The organism is Thalassospira sp. A3_1, assembly GCF_017744215.1.
GTDB lineage: Bacteria > Pseudomonadota > Alphaproteobacteria > Rhodospirillales > Thalassospiraceae > Thalassospira > Thalassospira lucentensis_A.
Map to the genome: position 1 here is coordinate 274,791 of NZ_JAGHQQ010000001.1, position 25,784 is coordinate 300,574.

Genomic DNA, 25,784 nt, shown 5'->3' on the forward strand with positions numbered 1-25,784 from the left:
TTTTTCGCCTTGATATTTTCTGATATTTCACAAAATTTCAATAGGAAAATCGCAAAATCCTACTGGCCCTTCGGCCCTTTATCTCAAAATGGATCAAAGTCCTGCGTCACGTCAAAAATGCTCGGCGCGATACTGTTTTCAAGGACCGGGAACATCGCATCCACAAACTCGATCAGCTTGTCCGACGCAACCAGTGCCGCATCCTTTTCCCCCTCGACAACCGCATTCAGCACATCCAGATGGCTGTCGATGGTCACGTCAAGCGACACCCCATCAACCGTCTGCGTATGATAAATCCACCCCAGACGACGGAAAATCGTGTGCAGGGGACGCAGCGTATATTCAAGAAACGGCTCGCCGCAGGCCGCCAGCATCATCTGATCAATCCGGCGATCGAATTCGTTGAACTCGACAATCGTCATCTTGTCGCGATGCGTGGTCAAAAGCCCGATCAGATGGCGCATCTGACTTCTGTGCGACGTACTCGCCCGCGCACTCGCCAGCGACACAACAAACCTTTCCATATCGCGGCGCAGCCGCAACAGCAAATGGGTGCGCGTCAGATCAATCGGCGCAATCTGGATGCCCTGGCGGGGCTGAATGATCATAAGGGTATCGGCTGACAGGCGCGTGACCGCCTGATGAACCGGCGTGCGGCTGATACCGGTTGCGGTTTGCAAATCCTGTATGCGCAGATAACTGCCCGGCTTCAATTCACAGGTCACGATAAGTTCTTCAAGCTTGTTATAGGCAAGCTCGTTCAGGTTTTTGCCCCCGCCCGATCCTGCTTTTCCCGGCTCGGAAGAATCGCCCGAAATGACCTTATCTTTCTGTTTCGACGCCATTATTTCTCTCTGTAATTTCATAAAAAGTCACAATATATTTGTTTTTATTCAATACCATATATACACATTCCCATGGATGGAAAAGTAAAACCTGTTGAAGTTCCCGCTTGATACATGTTACTGATGTTTCGTGAAATATCACAACATGTCACATAAGGGAGGAACCAACGACATGAAAAAACTAACAAAAACATTAACCGCTCTGGCCGCCACCGGCTTTCTGACTTTCACCACCTCACAGGCCTTCGCGGCCGACCCGACCCCGCTGCAATTCCAGACCCATCACAACGCCTCCTCATTGCAGGGCAAGGCACTGTTGCGGTTTGCCGATCTTGTCAAAGAATATTCCGACGGCACGGTGCAGGTCGAAATGCACACCAGTTCATCGGTCGTGAACTCGAACGAAGCCTTCGAAGCATCCAGCATGGGCATCATTGACGGTGACGCAACCGGTGCGGGCTATATCACCGGCAAAAACCCTGCCTTCCAGTTCTATGGCGACATCATGGGCGGATACAGCACCCCGGAACAGCTTCTTGGCTGGTACAAGGATGGCGGTCTCGACCTCGCAAACGAGCTGTATCACAAATTCAACATGCATCTTGTCGGTGTCTTCATCGCAACCCCCGAATCGCTAAGCTCAACCACCCCGCTTGCCGGGATCAATGATCTTAAGGGCTGGAAATTCCGCTCGCCTCCGGGCATGGAATCCGAAATTTTCCAGAAACTTGGCGCTGGCCCGGTTGTGATGCCGTTTGGCGAGGTGTTTACCGCCATGTCCACCGGCACGGTTTCGGGGGCGGATGCCTCCACGCTCGCCGTGAACAAGAAACTCGGCCTCTATGACATCGCCAAATACGCAACCTATCCCGGCTTCCATTCCATGCCGATCGAACATATCGCCATTAATCTCGAAAAATGGAATGCGCTGAACGAGGCCCAGCAAAAGGCAATGCAGGACGCCATCGCAACGATTGCCCCGGAAGTCATCGCAGAATCAAACAAGCTTGATCAGGAAGCCGCCAAGGAACTGACCGAGGCCGGCGTCACCCTCGAAGACTGGAGCAGCGAAGACCGTCTGGCATTCCGCAAGGCGGCACAGGACGTGTGGGCCGACTGGGCAACGCGTAGCCCCGAAGCCAAGGCGGCCTATGACGCGCATATCGCCTACATGAAGAAAAACGGCATCCTCGACTAACCAGCAAGTCCGTCATTCTGATCCTCGGGGGTTTCCCCCGGGGGCTTTTCTGGAGGTCCGCGATGCAGGCAACCCCGAAACGCGTGCGCAGCTTTCAATTCGTCGTCGCACTATTTTCCCTACTTCTTTTGGTCATTGTCGGGGTGACTTTTTACGAAGTCATCGCACGCTACATATTCAGAACCCCGACAATCTGGGCCAATGAACTGGCCTTGTGGCTCTCGGCAATCCTGTTTCTGGCCGCGGGCCTCTATGCCATGCAAAGAGACCAGCATCTCAGAATTACCGTCCTCTATGACGCAAGCCCCGCATGGCTTCAGCGCATATTCGATCTCATCACGCTGGCCTGCTGCCTGACATTCTGTCTGGGCATTGCATGGTTCGGCGCGCCCAGCTCGTGGCAATCCCTGATGAATTGGGAACCGTTTGGCACGGCATGGAACCCGCCGATCCCAGCAACGGTCAAGCCGCTCATTGTTCTGACAACCGGTTTGATGGCGCTTTACGCAATCATCAACTGCGTCAAAAGGTTCCGTGGCATCCCCGCCGACACCGCAGAATCAGTCACGGAGGACAACCGTGTCGATTGAACTCATTTCCATTATCCTCGTCGGTGGCGTCTTTGCCCTGATGGCGCTGGGTGTTCCGCTGGCTTTCGCCGCCGGGTCGCTTGCCGTCCTTGTCAGCTATCTTAAATTCGGTCCGGCGGTCATCGCACTTGCCCATAAAACGGTTTACGGGCTTGCGACCGAATATTCGCTGTTATCCGTGCCGCTTTTCATTCTGATGGCAACCCTGCTGGAACGCTCCCGGCTGGCACAGGATCTATACGATGCCCTGTTCAAGGTTTTCGGGAATCTGAAGGGCGGCGTTGCGACCGTAACCCTGATCATTTCCGTTTTCATGGCCGCCATAAGCGGCATCATTGGCGGCGAAATCGTTCTGCTTGGTCTGATTGCCCTGCCACAGATGATGCGCCTGCAATATGACCGGAAACTCTCCATCGGGATCATCTGCGCGGGCGGGTCACTCGGCACAATGGTGCCGCCCTCGATTGTCCTGATCATTTACGGGCTGACCGCCGATGTCTCGGTGCAAAAGCTCTTTCTGGCGTCCTTCGTACCGGGCTTCGCGCTCGCCTTTGCGTATTTCGCCTATATCTATATTCGCTGCACGCTTAATCCGGCCCTGACCCCAAAGGCACCGGAAAAGACCGAGCCCTTCACAAAACAGGATTTCTTACGCGGCGTTCTGCCACTGCTTGTTCTGATCGGCATTGTTTTCGGCTGCATCTACGGCGGGGTGACCTCCATTACCGAGGCCGCGGGCATCGCGGTTGGCGTCTCCATCCTCATTATCGCCCTGCGATCCGAACTGAACATAACCATGCTGTGGCAGGCCCTGACACGCACCCTGCAATCCTGCGGGATTATCCTGTGGGTGACGTTTGGCGCGGCATCGCTGATTGCCATTTACAATCTTTCGGGCGGCCAGCGCTTTGTCACCGGCATGATCACCGGTCTGGATATCGCACCTGTCGTCACGATCATGCTGATGATGGCGATCTTCATCGTCCTTGGGCTGTTCATGGACTGGATTGGCATCCTGCTTCTGACCATTCCGATCTTTGTGCCCATCGTCACCCAGCTTGGCTATGACCCGGTATGGTTCGGGGTGCTTTTCTCGCTGACCATGCAGGTGGCTTTCCTCTCACCGCCTTTTGGCCCGGCCGCTTTCTATCTCAAAAGCGTCGCCCCGCCGGAAATCACCCTTCAGACGATTTTCGCGTCTCTCTGGCCTTTCATGCTCATTCAGATCGCCTTCCTGGCGCTGATGCTCACCTTCCCGTCCATCGCGCTATGGCTCCCGGAAATACTCAATTAATCTGAATTCGGATAAGAAAATGAAGATCACAGCAATCAAAACCTACCGCGTAGACGAATTTGCCAATGTCCTGTGGGTCCATGTCGAAACGGATGCGGGCATTACCGGCCTTGGCGAAACCTTCTATGGTGCCGGTGCGGTCGAAGCACACATTCACGATACACTGGCAGGACGCCTGATCGGGCAGAACCCCCTTCACATCGAAGCCCTGCACAAGGAAATGGTCAACCTGCCGATGGCACAGTCATCGACGGGCGCGGAATATCGTGCCGCATCCGCCATCGACATCGCCCTTTGGGACATCTTTGGCAAGGTCTGCGACCAGCCCGTCCATCAGATGCTGGGCGGTTTGTGCTGGGATAAAATCCGGATTTACAACACCTGTGCCGGATATCGCTATGTCCGCACCAACAATATCAAACCCGTATCGAACTGGAACCTTGGCGAACCGGAAGGCCCCTACGAGGATCTGGACGGTTTCATGAACCGCCCGGCCCAACTGGCCGAAAACCTTCTGGAATCCGGCATCACCGCCATGAAAATCTGGCCATTTGATCCGATGGCGGCCGAAACGCGCGGCCAGTACATCACCACCGAACAGATGAAAAAGGCGATCCGTCCTTTCGAAGAAATCCGCAAGGCCGTGGGCGACAGAATGGAAATCATGGTGGAATTCCATTCCCAATGGAACCTGCCGACCGCCAAGAAGATCGCCCGCGAACTCGAACAGTTCAGCCCGACCTGGTACGAAGACCCGATCCGCATGAACTCGCCGCAGGCTTTGGCAGAATTTGCCGCATCCACCGATGTCTGGACCTGTGCCAGTGAAACACTGGGATCACGCTGGCCCTACAAGGACATGCTCGACCGCGATGCAACCCATGTGGTCATGGTGGACCTGTGCTGGACCGGTGGCCTTACCGAAGGCAAGAAAATCGCCGCTCTGGCGGAAACATGGCATCGCCCGTTTGCCCCGCATGACTGCATCGGCCCGGTTGGTTTTGCCGCTGCCATTCACATGTCGTTCAGTCAGCCAAACACCCTCATCCAGGAAAGTGTCCGCGCCTTCTACAAGGGTTGGTACAATGAACTGGTCACCGCCGTTCCGAAAATCGAAAACGGTTATGTCTATCCGATGGAAGGCCCCGGCCTTGGTGTCGAATTGCAGAAAACCTTCTTTGATCGCAGCGACCTGACCGTCCGCGAAAGCAAAGCCTGAAAATAAAAGCCCGTTGGAGGAAACATGTCTCTCGAACTTTTCTCGCTCGCCGGTAAAACAGCCCTCATAACCGGCTCTTCCCGCGGTCTTGGTCGCGCCTTTGCCGAAGGTCTGGCTGCGGCCGGGGCCACCGTCATCCTGAACGGCACCAATTCCGAACGCCTGTCGCAGGCCTGCAAGGAAATGTCTGATGCCGGTATGAAAGTCGATATGTCCCTGTTTGACGTCACCGACGAAGCCGCAATCAGAGCCGCCTTTGACCGCTTTGATGCCGCCGGTATGCAGATCGACATATTGATCAATAACGCCGGTATCCAGTTCCGCAAACCCATGCTGGAACTCGACACTGCCGACTGGCAGCGCGTGATTGATACCAATCTGACATCGGCCTTCATGATTGGCCGCGAAGCCGCCAAACGCATGGTCAAACGCGGGCATGGCAAAATCGTCAATATCGGATCGCTGACAAGCGAACTCGCACGTGCCACCGTCGCCCCCTACACCGTCGCCAAGGGCGGCATCAAAATGCTGACCAAGGCGATGGCAGCCGAATGGGGCGAACACGGCCTTCAGGCTAACGCGATTGGTCCGGGCTACATGCTCACCGACATGAACGCGGCGCTGACATCCAATCCGGAATTTGACGCCTGGGTCAAGGCACGCACCCCCGCACGGCGCTGGGGCCGGCCTGACGAGCTGATCGGCACGGCGATTTATCTCTGCTCGGATGCGTCCAACTATGTGAACGGTCAGATCATCTATGCCGATGGCGGCATGATTTCCGTTCTTTAAGGTGATCTTACATGTACTCTGTTGTCATACATTCACCCCACGACCTGCGTGTCGATCAGATCGACCAGCCCGGCGCACCGGAACCGGGCACGATAACCGTTCAGATCGACAAGGGCGGCATTTGCGGCTCGGACCTGCACTACTATCATAACGGCGGTTTTGGCACGGTTAAAATCCGCGAACCGATGGTTCTCGGGCATGAAGTCGCCGGAACGATCATTGCCGTTGGTCAAAACGTGACCGGCCTTGCCGTTAATGACAGGGTCGCGGTCAACCCCTCCATGCCATGCAACCAATGCCAGTATTGCCGCGCGAACATGCGCAACCAATGCACCGACATGCGCTTCTTTGGCAGCGCAATGCGCTTTCCCCATCAACAGGGCCTGTTCCGCCAACAGATCAACCTGCCCGCCGAACAGTTGGTGAAACTGTCCCCCGATATCAATATGGAACACGCCGCCTGCAGCGAACCCTTGGCCGTCTGCCTTCATGCGGTGCGTCAGGCCGGGGCACTGTCGGGGAAAAAGGTCCTCGTTTCCGGTTGCGGTCCCATCGGCTGCCTGACCATTCTGGCCGCCGCCCATTCCGGGGCGCACTGGATTACCGCGACCGATCTGTCAAAGGCCGCCCTGGATGTTGCATCACAGGCAGGTGCCAATAGCTGCATCGATGTTGCCCGGAATGCCGATGCCTTCAAAACGCTCGGCATGAACAAGGGCACGCAGGATGTGGTCTTTGAATGCTCCGGCAGCCCGCAGGCGCTTGCCAATGCATTCGATGCGGTCAAACCGGGCGGCACCATCATCACGGTCGGCCTTGGTGGCAATGGCGAACTCCCGCTCAGTCTCGCCGTCACCAAAGAAGTCAGAATGATCGGAAGCTTCCGCTTTGATGCGGAATTTGCCCAGGCCGCAGAACTGATTGACCGCAAGGTCATTGACGTTTCACCGATCATCAGTTCGGTCCTGCCCTTCCGGGATGCCAAAACCGCCTTTGACCTTGCCTCGGATCGCAACCAATCCATGAAAGTACAACTGGATTTCGGCTGACGGCATACATATCTGGCCGCGCGCCCCTATCGCCGCGCGGATCACCGGGGCGGGCAAGATACATCGATAAACTTGCCCGCACTCGCTGCCACGATCTATCTCGGGCAAAGATGCAGACCATCCGCATACGACCACGTTAAACTGCTTTCATAAGTGCGCAAAACGCACTTGTCCCCCCCTGCCCGTTCGCCCCATCTTTGTCCGCCTGACCTCGGGCCACCAACAACGCCTCAACCCGCCAAAAAAGACAATGCGGCCGAGCTCCGCGGCCCTCGCACGCAAAACGCCCGAAACAATCCTCATACAAATAACATTAATGGCGGATTTCCGTGATTTATCTGGCAGACCGAGGCTCAAAAACTGCCTGAAATGCCGGTTTTGAAAATCAATTCCTCATACAAATAAAAACGCTATTTTCACGCTTCGCCGGGCCGATGATTCACGCCCGAAAAGCGATCAACAACCAAAAATGAATAATAGATCTTATTTTTCATTTTAAGTGAATAATAAATCCGGGTAACCGGCTGCTTAAATATCGTTGCGCCAGACCGGGATCGGCGCGCTTAGCGATTGCAGATTTGCATCCTCCCGCCCCTCGATCACGTCGAGCAAATGAGTCGCCAATTGCTGCCCCGCAACGATCAGATCCTCACGCAGGCTATCGATCCGGGGCCGGGTAAAGTTCAGCAAATCCGACGTTTCCTTGGCGATCACATCAATGTCCCGCCCGACATTCATCCCCGACTGGATCATCCCGTCAATCAGCGCCATCGCGCACAGCTCGCTGCCGCAAATCACCCCGTCGGGCACATAATCCTGATGGCGCAATGCCATGCCGGCCTGACGCAAAACCTCGCTACTGCTATCAAGGTCAATCCCGCCAAGCACCTGAAAAGGCACATTTTCTGCCTCCGCCACCGCCGCAAGCCCGGCCAGGGTTTCCTGATAATATGAAAATTCCGACGGCGGCGAAAGCAGCGCCAGCCGCCTGCGCCCCCGCGCAATCAGGCGCCTTGCCGCCATCTCGCAAAACGCCCGGTTATCAAAATCATGGTAGGCATGATCGGGTGCCGAAAGGCACCGCCCATGGGCCACAAACGGCAGCCCGCTTTGGGATAGCGCCTGAACCCTCTCGTCATCCGGCCTGATATGGGTGATGATCACCCCGTCGGCAGCACGGGTATTCAGCACATAGCGCACCGGGTCCATCGGGTCATCGGTACGTGATTGTGGTGTGACGACAAGGTGATAGGGCGTGCCACGGATGACATCGGAAATGCCGACAATCAGCCGTCTGGCAAATTCCGGCACCTTGTCGGTCTGATCAAGGATCAGGCTGATAACATTGGTTTTTCCGGTCCGCAAACGCACCCCGGCCCGGTCCGGATGATAACCGATGGCGTCCGCCACCTTGCGCACGCGCAGCTTGGTTTTGGCACTAATATCATGCGCATCCTTAAGCGCGCGCGACACCGTCGTCACACCAAGACCGGTCATTTCCGCAATGGTTTTAAGGGTCGGCCGGGATGGGGCGGCGGGGCGCCCGGCCTTCCCGGCAAGATCGTGATCGGACAGTTGTCAAAGCCTCCGTGGGGTATTTCTAGCGCAGTCTTACGCCGCTTTCGGGGTCAAAAAACACAACTTTTTCAAGGTTGAACACCAGTTCGGCATGGCTGTTGGCCTGCCCGTTCCAGTCCTGATGCAGGCGGGTCACCACCTCCTTGCCGCCCAGCGACGTGATGGCAAAAATATCCGCCCCGGCCGGTTCAACCACATCAATCCTGCACGATGCACTGACCGCCTGCTGCCCATCGCGCACCAGTGCCCGGTTATCGGCATCGGTTATCGCCTCGGGCCGGATGCCGACAATAACTTCCTGCCCGTCCCGCGCCCGGACATCCGCGGGCAGTTGTTGAAATTCAAGCATCAGCGGCTCTTCGCCCGCACGTGCCATTTCAACCGCATTGCCCCGCACCGTCGCCGGGATCAGGTTCATCGCGGGCGACCCCATGAAATCGGCGACAAACAGGTTGGCCGGATCGTTGTAAATCTCAGCCGGGGTGCCGTATTGCTGGACAATACCGTCCTTCAGGACCGCAATGCGCGTGCCCAGCGTCATGGCTTCGATCTGGTCGTGGGTGACATAAACAATCGTTGTGCCGAATGTCTGATGCATGCGTTTGATTTCGGTGCGCATATCCACGCGCAGCTTGGCATCAAGGTTTGATAGCGGTTCATCAAACAGGAAAAGCTGCGGATTGCGCACAAGTGCGCGGCCCATCGCAACGCGCTGGCGCTGCCCGCCCGAAAGCTGGCCGGGCTTGCGATCCAGAAGATGTTCAATCTGAAGCGTTTTTGCGACCTCGGCGACCTTGGCGTCGCGTTCATCCTTTGGCATGCCGCGCATTTCAAGGCCGAATGCGATATTCTGCCCGACATTCATGTTGGGATAAAGCGCATAGCTTTGAAACACCATCGCGATATTGCGCTCCGACGGCGGCAGGTCATCAATGACATTGCCCGCAATACGGATTTCCCCGGTCGTCAGCTTTTCCAGCCCCGCAATGGTATTGAGCAAGGTCGATTTGCCACAGCCCGACGGCCCGACAAGCACCAGAAAACCGCCTTCTTCAACATCAAGCGTAATGTCACGCAGCACATTGATCGGGCCAAAACTTTTGCACACCTTGTCGATTTGCAGAAAGGACATGATAACTTCCCTGTAAGTCTTTTTTTATGAGCTAACCCTTGACCGCACCGGCCATCAATCCGCGCACGAAATAGCGCCCGGAAACGATGTAAACGATCAGTGTCGGAAGGGCGGCAAGGACCGCACCGGCAAAGTGCACATTGTATTCCTTGACCCCGGTCGAGGACGAAACGAGGTTGTTGAGCGCAACCGTCATCGGCATTGAATCAAAATCGGCAAATGACGCCCCGAACAGGAAATCATTCCAGATATTGGTAAATTGCCAGATCACGGTCACCACAATGATCGGCCCCGAACTGGGCAGAAGAATACGGGTAAAAGTCCGCCAGAACCCGGCCCCGTCCATCTTTGCCGCCTTGATCAGCTCGTCCGGGAATGCCGCGTAATAATTGCGGAAAAACAGCGTGGTAAAGCCAAGCCCGTAAACCACATGCACCAGAACCAGCCCGCCGGTCGTGCCCGCCAGACCAATCATGCCCAGCACACGCGCCATCGGGATCAGGACAATCTGAAACGGGATGAAGCAGGCAAACAGCATCAGCCCGAAAATGATCTTGTCCCCCGGAAACCGCCATTTGGTCAGGACATACCCATTCAGCGCCCCAAGGGCTGTCGAAATCGCCACGGCGGGCACCACCATCATGATGCTGTTGATGAAATACGGGCTTAATCCGGTCGGCTCGACCCCGATCTGGGCTTTGGACCACGCGGTCAGCCACGGCTCGAAGGTGAACATCTCGGGAAACGACATCATGTTGCCGCCGCGGATTTCATCAAGCGTCTTGACCGAATTCACCAGCATGACAAACAGCGGCAGCAGGTAATAAACCGCAAACAGGATCAGGACCGCATAAAGCGCCGCACGCAAAAGCTTTCCTGTGCCAAACGAGGGTTGCGTTGAACGGGACATTAGCGGCGCTCCCGAAGTTCGGAATAAAGATAGGGCACAATGATCGAGGCAATCATCGCCAGCATGATCACCGCCGATGATGCGCCGACCCCCATCTGATTGCGGGTAAAGGTATAGGAATACATAAACGTCGCGGGCAACTCGGTGGCCCGGCCCGGCCCACCGTTGGTCAACGCAATGACCAGGTCATAGGCCTTGATCGCCAGATGGGCCAGAACCACAAAGGCCGACAGGAACACCGGGCGCAATTGCGGAATGACGATACGGGTATAAAGGCTCCAGCGGCTCGCACCATCCATCTGGGCGGCTTTGAGGATTTCACTGTCGATCCCGCGCAAACCCGCCAGAAACATCGCCATGACAAAGCCCGACGATTGCCAGACTGCGGCAATCACCACGGTATAGATCGCCATGTCGCGATCCTTGATCCAGTTGAAGGTAAAGCTTTCCCATCCCCAAAGATGCATGGTGTTTTCAAGACCAAGCCCCGGATCAAGAAACCATTTCCATGCCGTGCCGGTGACGATGAAGGACAGCGCCATCGGATACAGATAGATCGGGCGCAAAATGCCTTCGCCGCGAATTTTCTGATCCAGCAGGATCGCCAGAACCAGCCCCAGCACCGAACAGATAGCAATGTAAAGAATGCCGAAAATTGCAAGGTTTTGCAGGGCAATCAGCCAGTTCCGCTGCCCCCACAGATTGGCATAATTGCCAAGCCCTTCCAGTTCATAGGACGGCAGCATCCGGCTGTCGGTCAGCGACAGATAACCGGTGTAAATGATAAATCCGTAAACGAATAAAAGGATCAGAAACAGGCTGGGGCTCAGCACCAGACGGGGCAGAACCTCCCGCAGGGTTGCCTGTGCCTTGCCGGGCAAGGATGGTTGCATGAGTGATTCTCCGCACTTTATCCGACGGCCGGAATGTTATCCGGCCGTCGGTTTCATTCCGGTCTTATTGGGCGGACTCAACCGCGTTAACCAGCTCCTCGACAGCGGTTGCGCTGTCATATTCGCCGTTAAAATGCGCGGTAATCACGTCATACATTGCGTTTTTGACCCCGGCCGGAACCGAATGGCCATGCGCCATCGACCCGAACAGTGTGCCTTTTTCATTGGCAGCCGCCAGCTCGGCCATGCCTTTTTTGCCACACGCATCAAAATCGTCATTGGGCACATCGGTGCGCGCCGGGACGGAACCCTTGACCACGTTAAATGCCGACTGGAAGCTTGGCGACATGACGGCAGAAGCCAGTTTCAACTGTGCATCCCGGCGATCCTCGCCAACCTGGAACATGACGAACTGGTCGGAGTTGAACGTCACCGCATCCTGGGTTCCGGGGAAACGGAAGCACAGGAAATCGGTATCAGGAACTTTGCCGGCATTAAGAAACTCGCCCTTGGCCCAGTCACCCATGAACTGCACACCGGCTTCCTTGTTGATCACCATCGCGGTCGCAAGGTTCCAGTCGCGGCCCGAGAAATTGTCATCAACATAGGTCCGCAGTTTCGCCATCCGGTCAAACACGGTTTTCATCGTATCCGAACCCAGTGCATCCGGATCGGTATCGATCATGGATGCCTGATAGAAATCCGGTCCCCCGGTTGCCATGACAACCGCATCAAAGATGGTGGCATCCTGCCATGCCTGCCCGCCATGCGCGACCGCGGTGTAACCGGCCTCCTTGATTTTATCAAGCGCCGCAATCAGTTCGTCCCAGTTGGTCGGTTGTTTCAGGCCAAGCTCGTCAAAAATCGCCTTGTTGGCCCAGACCCAGTTGGTTGAATGGACGTTGACCGGGGCTGCGATCCAGTGACCGTCATATTTCGAAAACCCTTTAAGGGCCTCGGGAACAACATCTTCCCAGCCTTCCTCGGCGGCCAGTTCATCAAGATTGGCCAGAACACCTTCGCCCGCCCAGTCCTTGATATCAAAGCCCAGCATCTGCACGGCGGTTGGGGCGTTCCCCGATGTGACACGGGCGCGAAGCACAGTCATCGCCTGCTCGCCACCGCCACCAGCGACGGGCATGTCATTCCATGAAACACCCTGATCTTCGAGGTCCTTTTTTAGAACCTGAAGCGCCTTTGCCTCGCCGCCCGACGTCCACCAATGCAGGACTTCCACACTTTCCTGCGCCGATGCGATGCTGGTCGAAAGCCCGAGTGCCGCGATCATACCGATCCCGGCACGTGTCATTTTGCCAAGAAACATGCTGTTTCCTCCCTGTTGGTTTTTTAATTCGGCAGTTGATTACTGCAACGTTACAGTTGGGAGTCAAGCGGCTCCTGTAACGTTGCAGTACAGCAAAGCCGTCAGCAGGCAGAAAACCTGTGGTTGATCGGCGCATGTTTTTGCATCGCAAAACAGCCCTCGATATGCTGCCAAAAACAAGAATGCAGAAGACTCCACCCTGCCTTAACCAATTTGCAACAGCTTATGGGCGAAAACCGGCGTAAGGTCCGTCAGGAAAAGACAGATCAATTTATTAAAAAGTTCAGAGCATTCAATTGGCACGCAGCAAAACCAGATCAGGCTTGATCGCGGCCTTGGACATCGGCACGTCCAAGGTCTGTTGCTTTATTGCCCGTCGTGAAAAGGGCGAAGCCCCGAAAGTCATCGGTATCGGGCATAATATGTCCAAAGGGCTGCAAAGTGGATCAATTGCCAATCTTGACGCTGCGCAGGAAGTCGTCCTTGCGGCGGTGAATGCGGCCGAGAAAATGGCGGGCCACACAATTGATTCCGTCATCGTCAATCTGTCGGGCGGCAGCCCTGAATCCGAAACCCACACGGTTGAATTGCCGCTGGGCTCACGTCCGATCGGCAATCTTGAAATCCGCAAACTGAACGATCAGAAAGAAGCCGTCCTGCGCCAGGCAGGTGACGAGCTGATCCATACCGTGCCGCTGGGCTTCCGGGTGGATGCGGCGACGGGGCTTCGCGATCCGCGCGGCATGTACGGTTCCGTGGTCGGGCTTGATCTGCATTTTGTCCGCACCCAGACCGCCCCGCTTCGCAATCTGGAAACCCTTCTGGGCCGTTGCCATCTGGGGATCGAGGAAACGGTAGTCACACCGCTGGCATCCGGCCTGTCGGCCCTGACTGCTGATCAGCGCGATCTTGGCGCGACCGTGATCGATATGGGGGCCGGAACCACAAGCGTTGCCGTCTTCCACGGTGGTCAGGTGATCTATACCGCGACGGTGCCGGTTGGCGGGGCGCATGTGACACGTGATATCGCCTATGGGCTCAATACATCGCTTAATCATGCCGAACGCATGAAAACATTGCATGGCAGTGCGCTGACATCACCATCTGATGATCAGGAAATCCTGGCGGTGCCCGTGATCGGCGACGAAGACGAAAACAACGTCAATCATGTACCGCGTTCGATGCTGATCAACATCATCAAGCCCAGGCTCGAAGAAACGTTTGAGTTGATCCGTGATCAGCTTGACGAACATGGCCTGTCGCAGATTGGTGGCCGTTCCATCGTTCTGACGGGCGGTGCCAGCCAGCTTAACGCGATTGCCGATCTGGCAAGCCAGATGTTTGAACGTCCCGCAACCATTGCCACCCCACACGGTGTGTCGGGCCTTGCCGAAGCAACCGCGGGACCGGCATTTTCGGCCTGTGCGGGTTTGTTGTTGCGCGCCCTGCAGCAGCAGAACGACCCGCTGAGCGAAGCCATGAACCAGATCCGCCAATCGGGCGGGCGCTGGGGCCGGCTTGGCGCGTGGTTCAAGGAAAACTTCTGAAACCCGGATATTTTCGCGGCCGATATCCGAAACCGGACGGTTTGCGATGCGCCTTTTGCGCGACACGAAAATTATTTAACGCAAAAAACGCGATAATTTTTCGAAATCTTCCATTGTTATTAACACGGCAATAACTCTTTGCCCGCTAAAACGAATGCCAAGGTCTAATGTCCGGGGGACACCTGAGACGTAGCGTGGCAAAGGGAAGGCTGCGCCGATCTTGAGCTCTAAAGCGCGGAGAGGAAGAGCAAACAATGAGCACGATCAATTTTTCCGTTCCTGAAACGGAAGAAAACCTGAAACCGAAGATTACGGTTATTGGCGTCGGTGGCGCCGGTGGCAATGCTGTTAACAACATGATCGCATCCGAACTTGAAGGTTGTGATTTTGTTGTTGCCAACACGGACTCACAGGCCCTGAGCCAGAGCAAAGCCGCACGCAAAATGCAGCTTGGCCGTAAAATCACCCAAGGCCTGGGTGCCGGTGCACGTCCCGATGCGGGCAGTGCAGCCGCAGAAGAATCCATCGAAGACATTCAGGCCCAGCTTGAAGGCAGCCACATGGTGTTCATCACCGCGGGCATGGGCGGCGGTACCGGTACCGGTGCGGCCCCGGTCATTGCACGTGCTGCCAAGGAAGCAGGCATTCTGACGGTTGGTGTCGTTACCAAACCGTTCCATTTCGAAGGCACGCGCCGCATGCGCACCGCCGAACAGGGGATCGAGCAGCTTCAGCAATATGTTGATACGCTGATCATTATTCCGAACCAGAATCTGTTCCGGGTCGCGAATGAAAAAACCACATTCGCAGATGCCTTCCAGATGGCGGATGACGTTCTGCGCAATGGCGTGCGTTCGATTACCGACCTTATGATGGTTCCGGGCCTTGTGAACCTTGACTTTGCCGACATTCGCACTGTCATGAGCGAAATGGGCAAAGCCATGATGGGTACTGGCGAAGCCACCGGCGAGAAACGTGCCCTTGAGGCCGCCGAGGCCGCCATTGCAAATCCGCTTCTGGAAGATGCTTCGATGAAGGGCGCACGTGCAGTCCTCATCAACATCACCGGCGGCATGGATATGGCCCTTTACGAAGTCGACGAAGCCGCGAACCGTATTCGCGAGGAAGTTGCTTCGGAAGCCAACATCATCTTTGGTTCGACGTTCGATCCGACCATCGAAGGCGCGCTTCGCGTTTCCGTGGTTGCCACGGGCATTGATGCCGAGGAAGTCCGTCGCCCGCAGCCGACCACCGTTTCGGTCGCCCCGGTCAAACCGGTCGAGCAGGCAGCAAAACCGGCAACCCCGTCCTTTGGCCAGCACGGGGCGGCCGCAGCCGTCGCCAGCGCCCCGGAAGCCGCCGTTGCCAGCGCACATGACGGTTATCAGGGCGGTGCATCGATTGACGAAATTCCGGCCGAACGTTTTGCCGCAACCGGCAGCGCACAGCAGCCGGAACTGAGCAATCAGCCGGCGTCCGATACCGGTTCAATCGAACTGGGCCAGACCGTTCTGAAGCCGAAGCCGGTTTCGCGTCCGGCACAGCATTTCACCCCGGCCGAAAAGCCGAAAGAAAACGGTGACATGGCCTTTATTCCGCCGCGTCCGGCCCGCCCGAGCGATGCAGAACAAAACCACAGCCCGGATGTGTTCGAAGCAGCAGATGCCCAGAACGCAACCCCGCCGCGCTTTGGCCTGCGGACCCTGTTTGGCAAAAACAAGGGTGGACACGACGATCATGGGGAACAGTCTCACCACGCAGCACCGCGTCAGGCACATCCGCAGCCGCAGGCTCCGGCACCACGTCAGACCGAAATGTCGCTTGGCGAGACCGCAAACCACTCCTTGAAGGCGGATCCAGCTTCCCGCGTCAAGACGTCGAATGCGTCTGACGACCTTCTGGAAATCCCTGCCTTCCTGCGTCGTCAGGCCAACTGACGACATTCTCCGCGCGAAAAAGGGGAAGGCTTTGGCCTTCCCCTTTTTTTAAATGCGGAACCTGCAAGTGAAACCCTCGGAACATTGTAATCCGAAATTGTATTTTTCCGGTTTTTCGAAATTAATTTTATATTTTTCAATAAGTTAAGTCGCTTACAAAGCGTAACAAAGAGTGATTTGTCCTCTTGTCACAGTATCTGTAGGGTCTGACACTAAGAAATGGGGTTAACACCCCGATGCGCCAGACATAGCGCATTTGATGAATAACTTACTGACCTGACTCTTCTGGGGGTTCCCGTGAATAAGATTACAGACCTCAGCGCGGCCTTTACGTCTTCGGACATATCCGATCAGGATATTGTACGCCAGCGCACCCTTAAAGCATCGATCGGCTGTGCCGGTGTCGGGCTGCATTCAGGTCATAAAATCCGCATTACCCTGCACCCTGCACCTGAAAATCACGGTATCGTATTCCGCCGCGTGGATCTGGATGGCCAGCCACTGTTTCCGGCACGTTACGATGGCGTGATCGATACCCAGCTTTGCACCTGCCTTGGCGACCGCGATGCCGGGATCAAAATTGGCACGATCGAACATCTGATGGCAGCCCTTGCCGGTAGCCGCATCGACAACGTTCTGATCGATATCGATGCCGACGAAGTGCCGGTCATGGATGGCAGTTCCGCACCGTTCAACTTCCTGATCGATTGCGTCGGGATCGAAGAACAGGACGCACCGCGTCAGGTGATCGAGGTCCTGAAACCGGTGGAAGTCGAATATAAGGGCTGCACCGCACGGATCGAACCGGGTCATGGCTTTGAAGTCGATTTCGAAATCGACTTCGCCAGCAAGGCAATCAACAACCAGCGCATGTCGGTGAAATTCGATGATGGCGTGTTTGTTGCCAATATTGCACGCGCCCGTACTTTTGGCTTCCTTCACGAAGTCGAAGCCATGCGGTCGATGGGCCTGGCACGCGGCGGTTCGCTTGACAATGCGGTCGTGCTTTCGGGTGACGAAGTCATGAACGAGGAAGGTCTTCGTTATGATGACGAGTTCGTCCGCCACAAGATTCTTGATGCCCTTGGCGATCTTTACACCGCCGGCAAGCAATTGCAGGGCAAGGTCACGGCGTACAAGTCCGGCCACCATGTCAACAACCTGCTTTTGAAGGCGCTGTTTGCCGATGCAAGCGCATGGCGTGTTGCACCGATGCGCAAATCTGCCCTTCATGTGGTTGAAACGCCCGTTCTTGCAACGGCTTGAGCCGATCCTGTGAACAGGTCTTATCTATAAAGGCGGTCCTTCGGGGCCGCTTTTTTTATTGTGTTTCACAACCACAGTTTGCACGGTGCTAATTGCAATTTCGTCAGGGCACCAGAAAAGTACCGGCAAAGGGCACACAACTACTTGCCCTATGCCCATACCGGCATGATATAGTCCGGCAAATTTCCACCTGAATGCGTCACAAAGCTTAAGGAAACGTCACAGTGCTTCGTAAGGCTTCCGCCAAGAATGTTATTGCTGCTTGTGGTCTGGCCCTGCTTCTTGCGGCCTGCTCCAGCGACGACAAACCGGAATATGTCGAACGCCCGGTTTCCGAGCTTTACAACGGCGCACAGGACCTTCTGGATGCCAAGGAATACCAGAAAGCCGCCGAGGCATTTGACGAAGTCGAACGTCAGCACCCCTATTCGGTCTGGGCAACCAAGGCGACCCTGATGTCGGCCTATGCCTATTATCAGGACAACAAATATGACGATGCGATCACCGCAATCGATCGCTTCATATCGCTGCACCCGGCCAACCCGGATGTGCCATACGCCTACTACCTCAAGGCACTGTCCTATTACGAACAGATTTCCGACGTTGGCCGCGATCAGCAGATGACCCAGCATGCGATGGATTCGCTTGATGACGTGATCCGCCGTTTCCCCGACAGCCAGTATGCACGCGATGCGAAACTGAAAAAGGACCTGACGGTTGACCACCTTGCCGGCAAGGAAATGAGTGTTGGCCGCTATTATCAGGATCGCGGCGAATATCTGGCGGCAATCAACCGGTTCAAATCGGTTCTCGATAAATACCAGACCACCACCCACGTGCCCGAGGCACTGGCCCGCCTGACCGAAAGCTATCTGGCACTTGGTCTTGATGGCGAAGCCAAACGTACCGCATCGGTACTGGGCCATAACTTCCCCGGCAGCCCGTGGTATGAGGATTCTTACGATCTTCTGGTGGGTGATGGCCTGAACACGCGCGAAAGCGAAAGCTGGTGGCATTCGACCACCACCGCACTTGGTGACTGGTTCTGATTCTCGTCGCGTCGAACTGTTTTTCGCACGAGAACACACCAAGAACACCGATTTCTTGTCAGTTGTTTTTCAACATTTTTCGCTCTTTCCTGCGGAACACAGGGATGTGGTGAATTTTGCGCTCTGCCAAAGCTTGCAAGGCGCGCTGCGATTGGGCACTCTGCTTGTCGCGACGTCGCCTGACCGGCACCATCGCACCTGTTTTAACAATGTCAGTATCCCGCAATGCTTCGACGGCTTAGCATCCGAAATGTTGTTCTGATCGACAAGCTGGACCTTGATTTCCGCGACGGGCTTAGTGTGCTTACCGGGGAAACCGGTGCGGGGAAATCGATCCTTCTTGATTCATTGGGTCTGGCATTGGGGGCGCGCGCCGACAGCGGCCTTGTCCGCCATGGCACGGATAAATGCAGCGTCACCGCAACCTTCACCCTGCCCGCCGGTCATCCGGTTTACGGGCTTCTTGCCGAACAGGATATCGAGGTTGAAGACGACGAGCTCGTGGTGCGTCGTGTTGTCACCTCGGACGGGCGGTCACGCGCCTATGTCAATGATCAGTCGGTTTCGGTCGGGCTTTTGCGCGATGTCGGCAATTACTGCGTCGAAATTCAGGGCCAGTTTGATCAGCACGGTTTGCTGGACCCGACCACCCATCGTGCGACCCTTGATGCCCACGGAAATCTTGGCAGTCTTGCCCTTGCGGTCCGGGATCAGTGGCGTGCCTGGCGCGATACGCAAAAGGAACTGACTGCGGCCACCAGCCGGATCAACAAGGCGCGCGAAGAAGAAGAATGGCTGCGCCATGCGGTTGACGAGCTTGAAAAGCTTGGCCCCGAGGAAGGCGAGGAAGAACGCCTTGCCGAGGAACGCCAGTTCCTGATGCATGGGGAAAAGCTTGTCGCGGCCCTTAACGATGCCGAAAGCGAACTTTCGCGGGGCAAAGGTGCTGAAAGTGCGCTTCGCAGTGCGCAGCGCCATCTTGAACGCGAATTGCAAAAGGCCGAAGGCCGGTTCGAACCGATTATCGAGGCACTGGACCGGGCCGCGATCGAGCTTGAAGAAGCATCGCGTGCGATATCGGTTACCCTTGCCGATCTGAATGTCGATACCGGACAGCAGGAAAATGTCGAGGAACGGCTTTTTGCGCTGCGCGCGGCGGCCCGCAAATACAATGTGCCGGTCGATGGGCTGAATGGCCTGATGAAGGATTACCGCAGCCAGATCGATCAGCTTGAATTCGGTGAAAAGGAACTGTCGCGCCTGACGGCTGCGGTCGCCGAACACCGCGCGGCCTTTATTGATGCCGCACAAAAGCTTCACGGTGCGCGCAAAGCCGCCGCCGAAACGCTTGATACCGCGATCAATGCCGAACTGCCGCCGCTTCGTATGGAAAAGGCGCGCTTTGTCACCGACATTGCCGAGCTGGAAGAAAACGAATGGGGCATCGACGGGATCGACCGCATTCAGTTCATGGTCGCCACCAACCCCGGCAGTCCGGCCGGACCTCTGAACAAAATCGCATCCGGGGGCGAGCTTTCCCGCTTCCTGCTGGCACTCAAGGTGGTTCTGGCACGCGTTTCCGCGGTGCCAAGCCTTGTGTTTGACGAAGTCGACAGCGGTGTTGGCGGTGCAACAGCCGCCGCGATTGGCGAACGGTTGCATTTGCTGGCCGAGGAACGCCAGATCCTTGTGATTACGCACAGCCCGCAGGTCGCCGCGCGTGGACGCACCCATTTCAACATTGCCAAAAGCGAAAATGACGGCAGCATGGTGACGCGTGTGAACGAGCTGGTCGATGGTGCACGGCGCGAGGAAATCGCGCGGATGCTGGCCGGTCATTCGATCACCGCCGAAGCCCGTGCTGCGGCCGACAGCCTGTTAGACCAACCCCGCTAGAACGTTTGCACGGGTTCATCCCCCTGCCCGTTCCAGCCCCTTAAATACGGATAAAAAGAAATATGAGCGCCGAACAAGGGTCAACCTCGTCCATTGTCCCCGATATGCCCGAAACCCGGACCGAGGCAGGCTTGCAGCATGCCGAAATTTCCGACCGTATTCGCGGCTTTAACGAGGCGTATTATATCAATGACGAACCGCTGGTTCCCGATGCGGAATACGATGCACTGTTCAATCGCCTGATCGAGCTTGAGGCGCGCTATCCGACGCTCAAGAAAAACAGCCCGACACAGGAAGTTGGTGCCGCACCGGCCGATGGTTTTGCCAAAATCAAGCATGCGCGTCCGATGCTGTCGCTTGCCAACGCTTTCTCGCGCGAGGACATTGTTGATTTTCTGGCCCGTATTCGCCGTTTCCTGAACCTGACAGCACATAGCCCGGTCGAAATCGTTGGCGAACCCAAGATCGATGGTTTGTCACTATCGCTGCGCTATGAAAACCGTGAACTGGTCAGTGCGGCAACGCGTGGCGACGGGACAGAGGGCGAGGACGTGACCGCCAATGTCGCCCATATTACCGATATCCCCAAAATCCTGCCCGAAGATGCGCCGACCGATGTCGTTGAAATCCGTGGCGAGGTTTACATGGCGCGTTCGGCCTTCCAGAAGCTGAATGAAACGCAGGCACAAACCGGTGGCAAAACATTTGCCAATCCGCGCAATGCCGCCGCCGGGTCACTTCGCCAGCTTGACCCGACCATCAGCGCCAAACGTCCGCTTCGTTTCTTTGCCTATAGCTTTGGGGAACTTTCTGAAAGCCTTGCCCAGACGCATTGGGATTTCATCAGCAAGATCAAAGGCTGGGGCTTTGTGACCAATCCCCACACGACGCTTTTGCACAATACCGACGAGATCATGGCCTTCTACGAGGAACTCGGCAATCAGCGCGCCGAACTTGATTACGATATTGACGGCATTGTCTATAAGGTCAACGACTTCGAATTGCAGTTGCGGCTTGGCTTTGTCAGCCGGTCACCACGCTGGGCGATTGCCCATAAATTCCCGGCGGAACAGGCCCGCACCCGTGTCAAGGCGATTGATATCCAGGTTGGCCGTACCGGCGCATTGACCCCGGTTGCGCGACTTGAACCCGTGACGGTGGGCGGTGTTGTGGTATCCAACGCGACCCTTCATAACCGCGATGAAATCGAACGGCTGGGTGTGCAGGTCAATGACCTTGTCGTTATCCAGCGTGCTGGCGATGTCATCCCGCAGGTGGTCGAGGTTATTGTCGATGAACGCCCCGATGATGCCGTCCCCTATCACTTCCCGGAAACCTGCCCTAAATGCGGCAGCCACGCCATCCGCGAAGAAGGCGAAGCCGTCACACGGTGCAGCGGCGGGTTGATCTGCCCTGCGCAGGCGGTCGAACGTCTTAAGCATTTTGTGTCGCGCAATGCGTTCGACATCGAAGGCATGGGTGGCAAACATATCGAGGCGTTCTTTGACCTTGGCTGGGTCCGGTCACCTGCCGATATTTTCCGGATCGAGGAAAAGCACGGTGATGCCCTTCGCAAGCTTGAAGGCTGGGGCGATAAATCGGCCGAAAAACTGTTTGCCAGCATCAATGAACGGCGCACGGTGCCGCTGGACCGCTTTATCTACGCACTTGGCATCCGCCAGATAGGACAGGCCACCGCAAAGCTTCTGGCCCGGCATTACGGATCGATCGCGGAATGGCGCACGGCCATGAATGATGCCGGAACGCCCGATAGTGATGCGTTGCGCGATCTGATCAATATCGACCAGATCGGCCCCAGTGTGGCCCATGACCTGATTGAATTCATGGCCGAAGAACATAACCGAGATGTTCTTGATGACCTTCAGGCCGTTCTGACCATCGAAAATGTCGAAGCCCCGCAGGTTACAGACAGCCCCGTTAGCGGCAAAACGGTTGTCTTTACCGGCAAGCTGGAACTGTTTTCGCGCAACGAGGCCAAGGTCAAGGCCGAAAGCCTTGGCGCCAAAGTTGCCGGTTCCGTTTCGGCGAAAACAGATTTTCTGGTTGCAGGACCGGGTGCGGGCTCCAAATTAAAGAAAGCAGAAGAATTAGGTGTTACTGTTTTGGATGAACAAGGATGGCTTGATCTGATCGCAGAATGATCAGCACGGGCAAAGCGGAAGGAAAACGTATCCGATGGAAGACCTGGGCAGCTTTTTTCGCCGCTATGCCGATGCACATCTTAAATTCGAAGCAGACGCCCTTGATGCGTTCTATCACTTCCCGTGCCTGATCAATGACCTGATGGGGGTGCATGCCATCGGCTCGGTGGAGGATCTGCATACATACAATCAGTCATTTTTTGATGAATTGAAAAATGCCGATCTGGCGATGGCGAAATCGATGCTGATAGAACAGCATTCCGCCCTGCCCGGCGGATCGCGCGCAATTGTGTCCTTCCGGTTCGGCAATTCGGAAAACAACCTGATCTTTGATTGCGATTATGCCTTTGCCCTGCTCAAACAGGACGAGACATGGAAGATCGTTTTCGCCCAGCTTGACGAAATCCGATATAGCGACCTTTACTGACCATCAGGGGCCCATATGCCTGCCGCACCTTTCGTCCGTGCAGCCTGTCTGAGCGTTGCGATCTGCGCAACGTTACATGCCCCTGTCCATGCCGACCCCGATTTTGACGAACTGGTCGGCAAGGCGCGCGCCGTTGATGGCGACACGCTGGAGTTTGGTTTCAAACGCGTTGATCTTTGGGGGGCGGACGCGCTTGAGCGGTTTCAGCGATGCATCGTGAATGGTCAAACCACGGCATGCGGTGCGGATGCATGGCAGGTCGTTACCAATCTTATCGCCGCCGGGCCGATCACGTGCAAGGTGCAGGGCAAGAACCGCTATCACCGCAATATGGCGATCTGTCGCAATGCCAATGGTCAGGATATCGGTCAGGGCCTGATTGCGCGCGGCATGGCCGTGGCACGGACCGATGAAATGCCGCCTTATGGTGCGGTTGAAAACAGTGCGCGGCAAAGCCGTGCCGGGGCATGGGCCGGGCAGTTTATCGACCCGTTGCTGTGGCGGCGCGGGGAACGGTTACCGGAACATCAAACCGAAGTCCGCCGCTGGCAACGCGACGAATAAGAGCCGCGATCAGGCACCTTTGCCCGATGCATCCGCTGCCGGGCCGCGCTCGGTATCTGCCGCGTTGACGTCATCCGAACCACGACCGGTTGCCGAAAAGAACGGCCGGGCCAGCAACCGGCCAAGACCGGCCAGTGTGACGCCATTCTTGATCGACGCGACGCCGACAATAACCACAGCAAAGCCAAGCGCCTGCGGTGCCGTCAGCACCTCGCCTAACAGCAACCACGCGGCAAAGAATGTCATGGCAGGCCCCGAAAGCGAAATCAGTGCGGCCTGCGTCGCCCCGATCCGCCGGATGCCTTCATAAAGCAGGAAGAACGGGATCACGGTGCAAAAGATCGAAATGCCCGCCGTCCACAAAACCCCGTCAACATTCAGGTTTAGCGGCTTGGTCACAACCAGCTCATAGAGGATCATCGATATACCGGCCATGGTATTTACCAGGGCCGCAAAATGCATCGACCCAATGACCGAAATCATCCGCTGCCCGAAATAAAGGTAACAGGCGTAAGTCAGGGCGGATGCAAACGCGAGCGACGCCCCCAGCCAAAGCTGATCTGAAACGGCACCGATCCCGTTGGGGGCGAGAACAAGTACCAACCCGACATAAGTAACAGCAAAGCAGACAAACTGGCGCAAGGGAGGAAGCCGCCACTTATGCAGGCATTCAAGGATCAGGACGATGGCCGGGAATGTGAAAAGCACGATCCGCGAGACGGTGACATCAATCACCGACACGGCGGTAAAATCAAACAGGGCAGCGGCAAAGAACAGCCCGCCATAAAGCGCGCCCCAGAGAATATCGACCGGCTTCATCGTACGTTCGCCCAGCCGGTGTTTGCCAAACAGATAAACACCGATCCAGAAAAACGGCATCGCGATCAGAAAACGCAACAGCAGCAAACCATCCACCGTCATGCCGGTGGCATAAACGTATTTCGCCAACAGCCCCTTCATTGCGAATGCCACAGTCGACAGCAATACAAGGGTCAGGGCCGAACCCGATGGCTTTGCCACGGATTTGGCATCTGCTGGCGCGGATGGTTTTGTCATTATTGTCTCCGGTCTCTCTCGACCTTAACTATCTGCCGCGCATAGCCATTATTCAATTCGAATTAAATGTTATCAGATATCAGGATTTGCTATATCTAACAAAACATCCGCCGGTTCATATTCCTTTTGGATTGCAGATAAATGGACATCAAACAGCTTCGAAGCTTTGTTCACATTGCCGAACTTGGCAGCCTGTCGCGCGCGGCCGACCGGCTTAACCTGTCGCAACCAGCCCTTAGCCGGCAGCTTAACCTACTGGAAGAAGCACTTGATACCCGCCTGCTGGAGCGAACCGGGCGCGGGGTAAAACTGACCGAAGCCGGTCAGATGCTGGCCGAACGGGCACGGGTTATTCTGGGTGATCTGGCGCGCCTCGAAGCAGACCTGTCAGCCCGACGCAGCAAGGTAACCGGCCATGTCCATGTCGGGGTGCCGCCCAGTGCCGGGATCGTCATCACCGGTGCACTGGTCGAAGCATTGCGCGAACGCTATCCCGATCTGAACATCTCGATTGCCGAGGATCTGACAGGTGATGTGCAGGAAGGATTGCTATCAGGGCGCCTTGATATCGGCATCCTGCATGACGGCATGATATCGCGCAGCCTGCATGCCGAACCATTGTGGCGAGAGGACCTGTTTCTGATTTCCCATCCGTCGCGCGTCGGCGAAGGCGAAACCGAAATTGCCTATGAAGATGTATTGGCCCTACCGCTTATCATGCCAACGCCAAAACACGGGTTGCGCGCCAAGATGCAGGAAGCAGCATTCCGTGCCGGTCGCCCCCTTACCCCGGTGGTCGAAGCCGATGCGTTGCGGGTTCTGGTCGATCTGGTGCATCGCGATCTGGGCCATACGGTTTTGCCGCGAAGCTCGCTTGTGATGGAATTATCCACCGGACGGCTCAAGGCGCGGCGGATCGTTAATCCGCAGCTATCGCGCAAGGTAATGTTGTCGTGGCTTCAGGATCGCCCGCTCAGTACCGGGGCCAAGGCCGTGCTCGATACATTGCGCGATCTGGCCGGCACCATGCCGATGGCTGATAACTGAAAAACAAAA

22 protein-coding genes are annotated in these 25,784 nt (G+C 56.2%); 15 read left to right on the top strand and 7 right to left on the bottom strand.

Going from position 1 to position 25,784, the window contains the following annotated elements; genetic code table 11:
- Positions 1-83: 83 nt before the first annotated feature.
- Complete coding sequence (locus J7395_RS01270; protein ID WP_209220285.1) at positions 84-845, bottom strand: GntR family transcriptional regulator; 762 nt, start codon at positions 843-845, stop codon at positions 84-86.
- A 172-nt stretch (positions 846-1,017) separates the two neighbouring features.
- Between J7395_RS01270 and J7395_RS01275 the strand changes: the two genes are divergently transcribed.
- From J7395_RS01275 to J7395_RS01300, 6 genes are all read left to right on the top strand, one after another.
- On the top strand, positions 1,018-2,043 hold the full coding sequence (locus J7395_RS01275; protein WP_209220286.1) for a TRAP transporter substrate-binding protein: 1,026 nt from the start codon (positions 1,018-1,020) through the stop codon (positions 2,041-2,043).
- A 62-nt stretch (positions 2,044-2,105) separates the two neighbouring features.
- Complete coding sequence (locus tag J7395_RS01280; RefSeq protein ID WP_085644079.1) at positions 2,106-2,633, top strand: TRAP transporter small permease; 528 nt, start codon at positions 2,106-2,108, stop codon at positions 2,631-2,633.
- Positions 2,623-3,927, top strand: coding sequence for a TRAP transporter large permease subunit (locus tag J7395_RS01285; protein WP_037992146.1), 1,305 nt, complete (start codon positions 2,623-2,625; stop codon positions 3,925-3,927). The genes J7395_RS01280 and J7395_RS01285 overlap by 11 nt, the downstream gene beginning before the upstream one ends.
- Positions 3,928-3,946: 19 nt before the next feature.
- Positions 3,947-5,146 carry a mandelate racemase/muconate lactonizing enzyme family protein gene (locus J7395_RS01290; protein WP_209220287.1) on the top strand — a complete coding sequence of 400 codons (1,200 nt, stop codon included), beginning with the start codon at positions 3,947-3,949 and terminating at the stop codon, positions 5,144-5,146.
- A gap of 24 nt (positions 5,147-5,170) precedes the next feature.
- On the top strand, positions 5,171-5,938 hold the full coding sequence (locus tag J7395_RS01295; RefSeq protein WP_209220288.1) for an SDR family oxidoreductase: 768 nt from the start codon (positions 5,171-5,173) through the stop codon (positions 5,936-5,938).
- A gap of 11 nt (positions 5,939-5,949) precedes the next feature.
- Positions 5,950-6,987 (top strand): L-idonate 5-dehydrogenase, encoded by a 1,038-nt coding sequence (locus tag J7395_RS01300; RefSeq protein WP_209220289.1) that lies wholly within the window; start codon positions 5,950-5,952, stop codon positions 6,985-6,987.
- Positions 6,988-7,515: 528 nt separating this feature from the next.
- On the opposite strand, the gene J7395_RS01305 is transcribed toward J7395_RS01300, so the two are convergent.
- The 5 genes from J7395_RS01305 to J7395_RS01325 all read right to left on the bottom strand — a co-directional run bounded on the left by J7395_RS01305 (position 7,516) and on the right by J7395_RS01325 (position 12,824).
- Complete coding sequence (locus tag J7395_RS01305) at positions 7,516-8,562, bottom strand: LacI family transcriptional regulator (protein WP_280634641.1); 1,047 nt, start codon at positions 8,560-8,562, stop codon at positions 7,516-7,518.
- Between the two features lie 25 nt (positions 8,563-8,587).
- Positions 8,588-9,697 carry an ABC transporter ATP-binding protein gene (locus J7395_RS01310; RefSeq protein ID WP_209220290.1) on the bottom strand — a complete coding sequence of 370 codons (1,110 nt, stop codon included), beginning with the start codon at positions 9,695-9,697 and terminating at the stop codon, positions 8,588-8,590.
- Between the two features lie 31 nt (positions 9,698-9,728).
- Positions 9,729-10,607, bottom strand: coding sequence for a carbohydrate ABC transporter permease (locus J7395_RS01315; RefSeq protein WP_114111398.1), 879 nt, complete (start codon positions 10,605-10,607; stop codon positions 9,729-9,731).
- A complete protein-coding gene (locus J7395_RS01320; RefSeq protein ID WP_209220291.1) occupies positions 10,607-11,500 on the bottom strand; it encodes a sugar ABC transporter permease in 894 nt (297 codons plus the stop codon). The genes J7395_RS01315 and J7395_RS01320 overlap by 1 nt, the downstream gene beginning before the upstream one ends.
- A gap of 64 nt (positions 11,501-11,564) precedes the next feature.
- Positions 11,565-12,824: an ABC transporter substrate-binding protein gene (locus tag J7395_RS01325; RefSeq protein WP_114111400.1), complete on the bottom strand. Its 1,260-nt coding sequence runs from the start codon at positions 12,822-12,824 to the stop codon at positions 11,565-11,567.
- Positions 12,825-13,120: 296 nt separating this feature from the next.
- On the opposite strand from J7395_RS01325, the gene ftsA reads away from it, so the two are divergent.
- The 8 genes from ftsA to J7395_RS01365 all read left to right on the top strand — a co-directional run bounded on the left by ftsA (position 13,121) and on the right by J7395_RS01365 (position 23,672).
- Positions 13,121-14,371, top strand: coding sequence for a cell division protein FtsA (gene ftsA, locus J7395_RS01330; RefSeq protein WP_062947737.1), 1,251 nt, complete (start codon positions 13,121-13,123; stop codon positions 14,369-14,371).
- 254 nt (positions 14,372-14,625) lie between these two features.
- Positions 14,626-16,308, top strand: a complete 1,683-nt coding sequence (gene ftsZ / locus J7395_RS01335) for a cell division protein FtsZ (RefSeq protein ID WP_062960729.1) — start codon at positions 14,626-14,628, stop codon at positions 16,306-16,308.
- Positions 16,309-16,605: 297 nt separating this feature from the next.
- Positions 16,606-17,574, top strand: a complete 969-nt coding sequence (gene lpxC, locus J7395_RS01340; RefSeq protein WP_209220292.1) for a UDP-3-O-acyl-N-acetylglucosamine deacetylase — start codon at positions 16,606-16,608, stop codon at positions 17,572-17,574.
- Between the two features lie 224 nt (positions 17,575-17,798).
- Positions 17,799-18,623 carry an outer membrane protein assembly factor BamD gene (locus J7395_RS01345; RefSeq protein WP_062947741.1) on the top strand — a complete coding sequence of 275 codons (825 nt, stop codon included), beginning with the start codon at positions 17,799-17,801 and terminating at the stop codon, positions 18,621-18,623.
- Positions 18,624-18,848: 225 nt separating this feature from the next.
- Positions 18,849-20,519, top strand: coding sequence for a DNA repair protein RecN (recN, locus tag J7395_RS01350; RefSeq protein WP_209220293.1), 1,671 nt, complete (start codon positions 18,849-18,851; stop codon positions 20,517-20,519).
- Positions 20,520-20,581: 62 nt separating this feature from the next.
- Positions 20,582-22,681, top strand: coding sequence for an NAD-dependent DNA ligase LigA (gene ligA / locus J7395_RS01355; RefSeq protein WP_209220294.1), 2,100 nt, complete (start codon positions 20,582-20,584; stop codon positions 22,679-22,681).
- Between the two features lie 34 nt (positions 22,682-22,715).
- Positions 22,716-23,108, top strand: coding sequence for a hypothetical protein (locus J7395_RS01360; RefSeq protein WP_209220295.1), 393 nt, complete (start codon positions 22,716-22,718; stop codon positions 23,106-23,108).
- 15 nt (positions 23,109-23,123) lie between these two features.
- Positions 23,124-23,672 (top strand): thermonuclease family protein, encoded by a 549-nt coding sequence (locus J7395_RS01365; RefSeq protein WP_247741917.1) that lies wholly within the window; start codon positions 23,124-23,126, stop codon positions 23,670-23,672.
- Between the two features lie 9 nt (positions 23,673-23,681).
- Here J7395_RS01365 and J7395_RS01370 read toward each other — a convergent pair whose 3' ends face one another.
- Complete coding sequence (locus J7395_RS01370; RefSeq protein WP_209220296.1) at positions 23,682-24,728, bottom strand: DMT family transporter; 1,047 nt, start codon at positions 24,726-24,728, stop codon at positions 23,682-23,684.
- A 141-nt stretch (positions 24,729-24,869) separates the two neighbouring features.
- Between J7395_RS01370 and J7395_RS01375 the strand changes: the two genes are divergently transcribed.
- A complete protein-coding gene (locus tag J7395_RS01375) occupies positions 24,870-25,775 on the top strand; it encodes a LysR family transcriptional regulator (protein WP_037992114.1) in 906 nt (301 codons plus the stop codon).
- Positions 25,776-25,784: the final 9 nt, after the last annotated feature.

Excerpts from the sequence above, each read along its gene's own strand:
- J7395_RS01365 (WP_247741917.1), top strand. The coding sequence starts at position 23,124 with ATGCCTGCCGCACCTTTCGTCCGTGCAGCCTGTCTGAGCGTTGCGATC.
- J7395_RS01290 (WP_209220287.1), top strand. The coding sequence starts at position 3,947 with ATGAAGATCACAGCAATCAAAACCTACCGCGTAGACGAATTTGCCAAT.
- J7395_RS01270 (WP_209220285.1), bottom strand. The coding sequence starts at position 845 with ATGGCGTCGAAACAGAAAGATAAGGTCATTTCGGGCGATTCTTCCGAG.
- J7395_RS01310 (WP_209220290.1), bottom strand. The coding sequence starts at position 9,697 with ATGTCCTTTCTGCAAATCGACAAGGTGTGCAAAAGTTTTGGCCCGATC.
- J7395_RS01300 (WP_209220289.1), top strand. The coding sequence starts at position 5,950 with ATGTACTCTGTTGTCATACATTCACCCCACGACCTGCGTGTCGATCAG.
- J7395_RS01280 (WP_085644079.1), top strand. The coding sequence starts at position 2,106 with ATGCAGGCAACCCCGAAACGCGTGCGCAGCTTTCAATTCGTCGTCGCA.
- J7395_RS01320 (WP_209220291.1), bottom strand. The coding sequence starts at position 11,500 with ATGCAACCATCCTTGCCCGGCAAGGCACAGGCAACCCTGCGGGAGGTT.
- ligA (WP_209220294.1), top strand. The coding sequence starts at position 20,582 with ATGAGCGCCGAACAAGGGTCAACCTCGTCCATTGTCCCCGATATGCCC.
- J7395_RS01325 (WP_114111400.1), bottom strand. The coding sequence starts at position 12,824 with ATGTTTCTTGGCAAAATGACACGTGCCGGGATCGGTATGATCGCGGCA.
- recN (WP_209220293.1), top strand. The coding sequence starts at position 18,849 with ATGCTTCGACGGCTTAGCATCCGAAATGTTGTTCTGATCGACAAGCTG.
- J7395_RS01275 (WP_209220286.1), top strand. The coding sequence starts at position 1,018 with ATGAAAAAACTAACAAAAACATTAACCGCTCTGGCCGCCACCGGCTTT.
- J7395_RS01370 (WP_209220296.1), bottom strand. The coding sequence starts at position 24,728 with ATGACAAAACCATCCGCGCCAGCAGATGCCAAATCCGTGGCAAAGCCA.
- J7395_RS01375 (WP_037992114.1), top strand. The coding sequence starts at position 24,870 with ATGGACATCAAACAGCTTCGAAGCTTTGTTCACATTGCCGAACTTGGC.
- J7395_RS01295 (WP_209220288.1), top strand. The coding sequence starts at position 5,171 with ATGTCTCTCGAACTTTTCTCGCTCGCCGGTAAAACAGCCCTCATAACC.
- J7395_RS01315 (WP_114111398.1), bottom strand. The coding sequence starts at position 10,607 with ATGTCCCGTTCAACGCAACCCTCGTTTGGCACAGGAAAGCTTTTGCGT.
- ftsZ (WP_062960729.1), top strand. The coding sequence starts at position 14,626 with ATGAGCACGATCAATTTTTCCGTTCCTGAAACGGAAGAAAACCTGAAA.
- J7395_RS01360 (WP_209220295.1), top strand. The coding sequence starts at position 22,716 with ATGGAAGACCTGGGCAGCTTTTTTCGCCGCTATGCCGATGCACATCTT.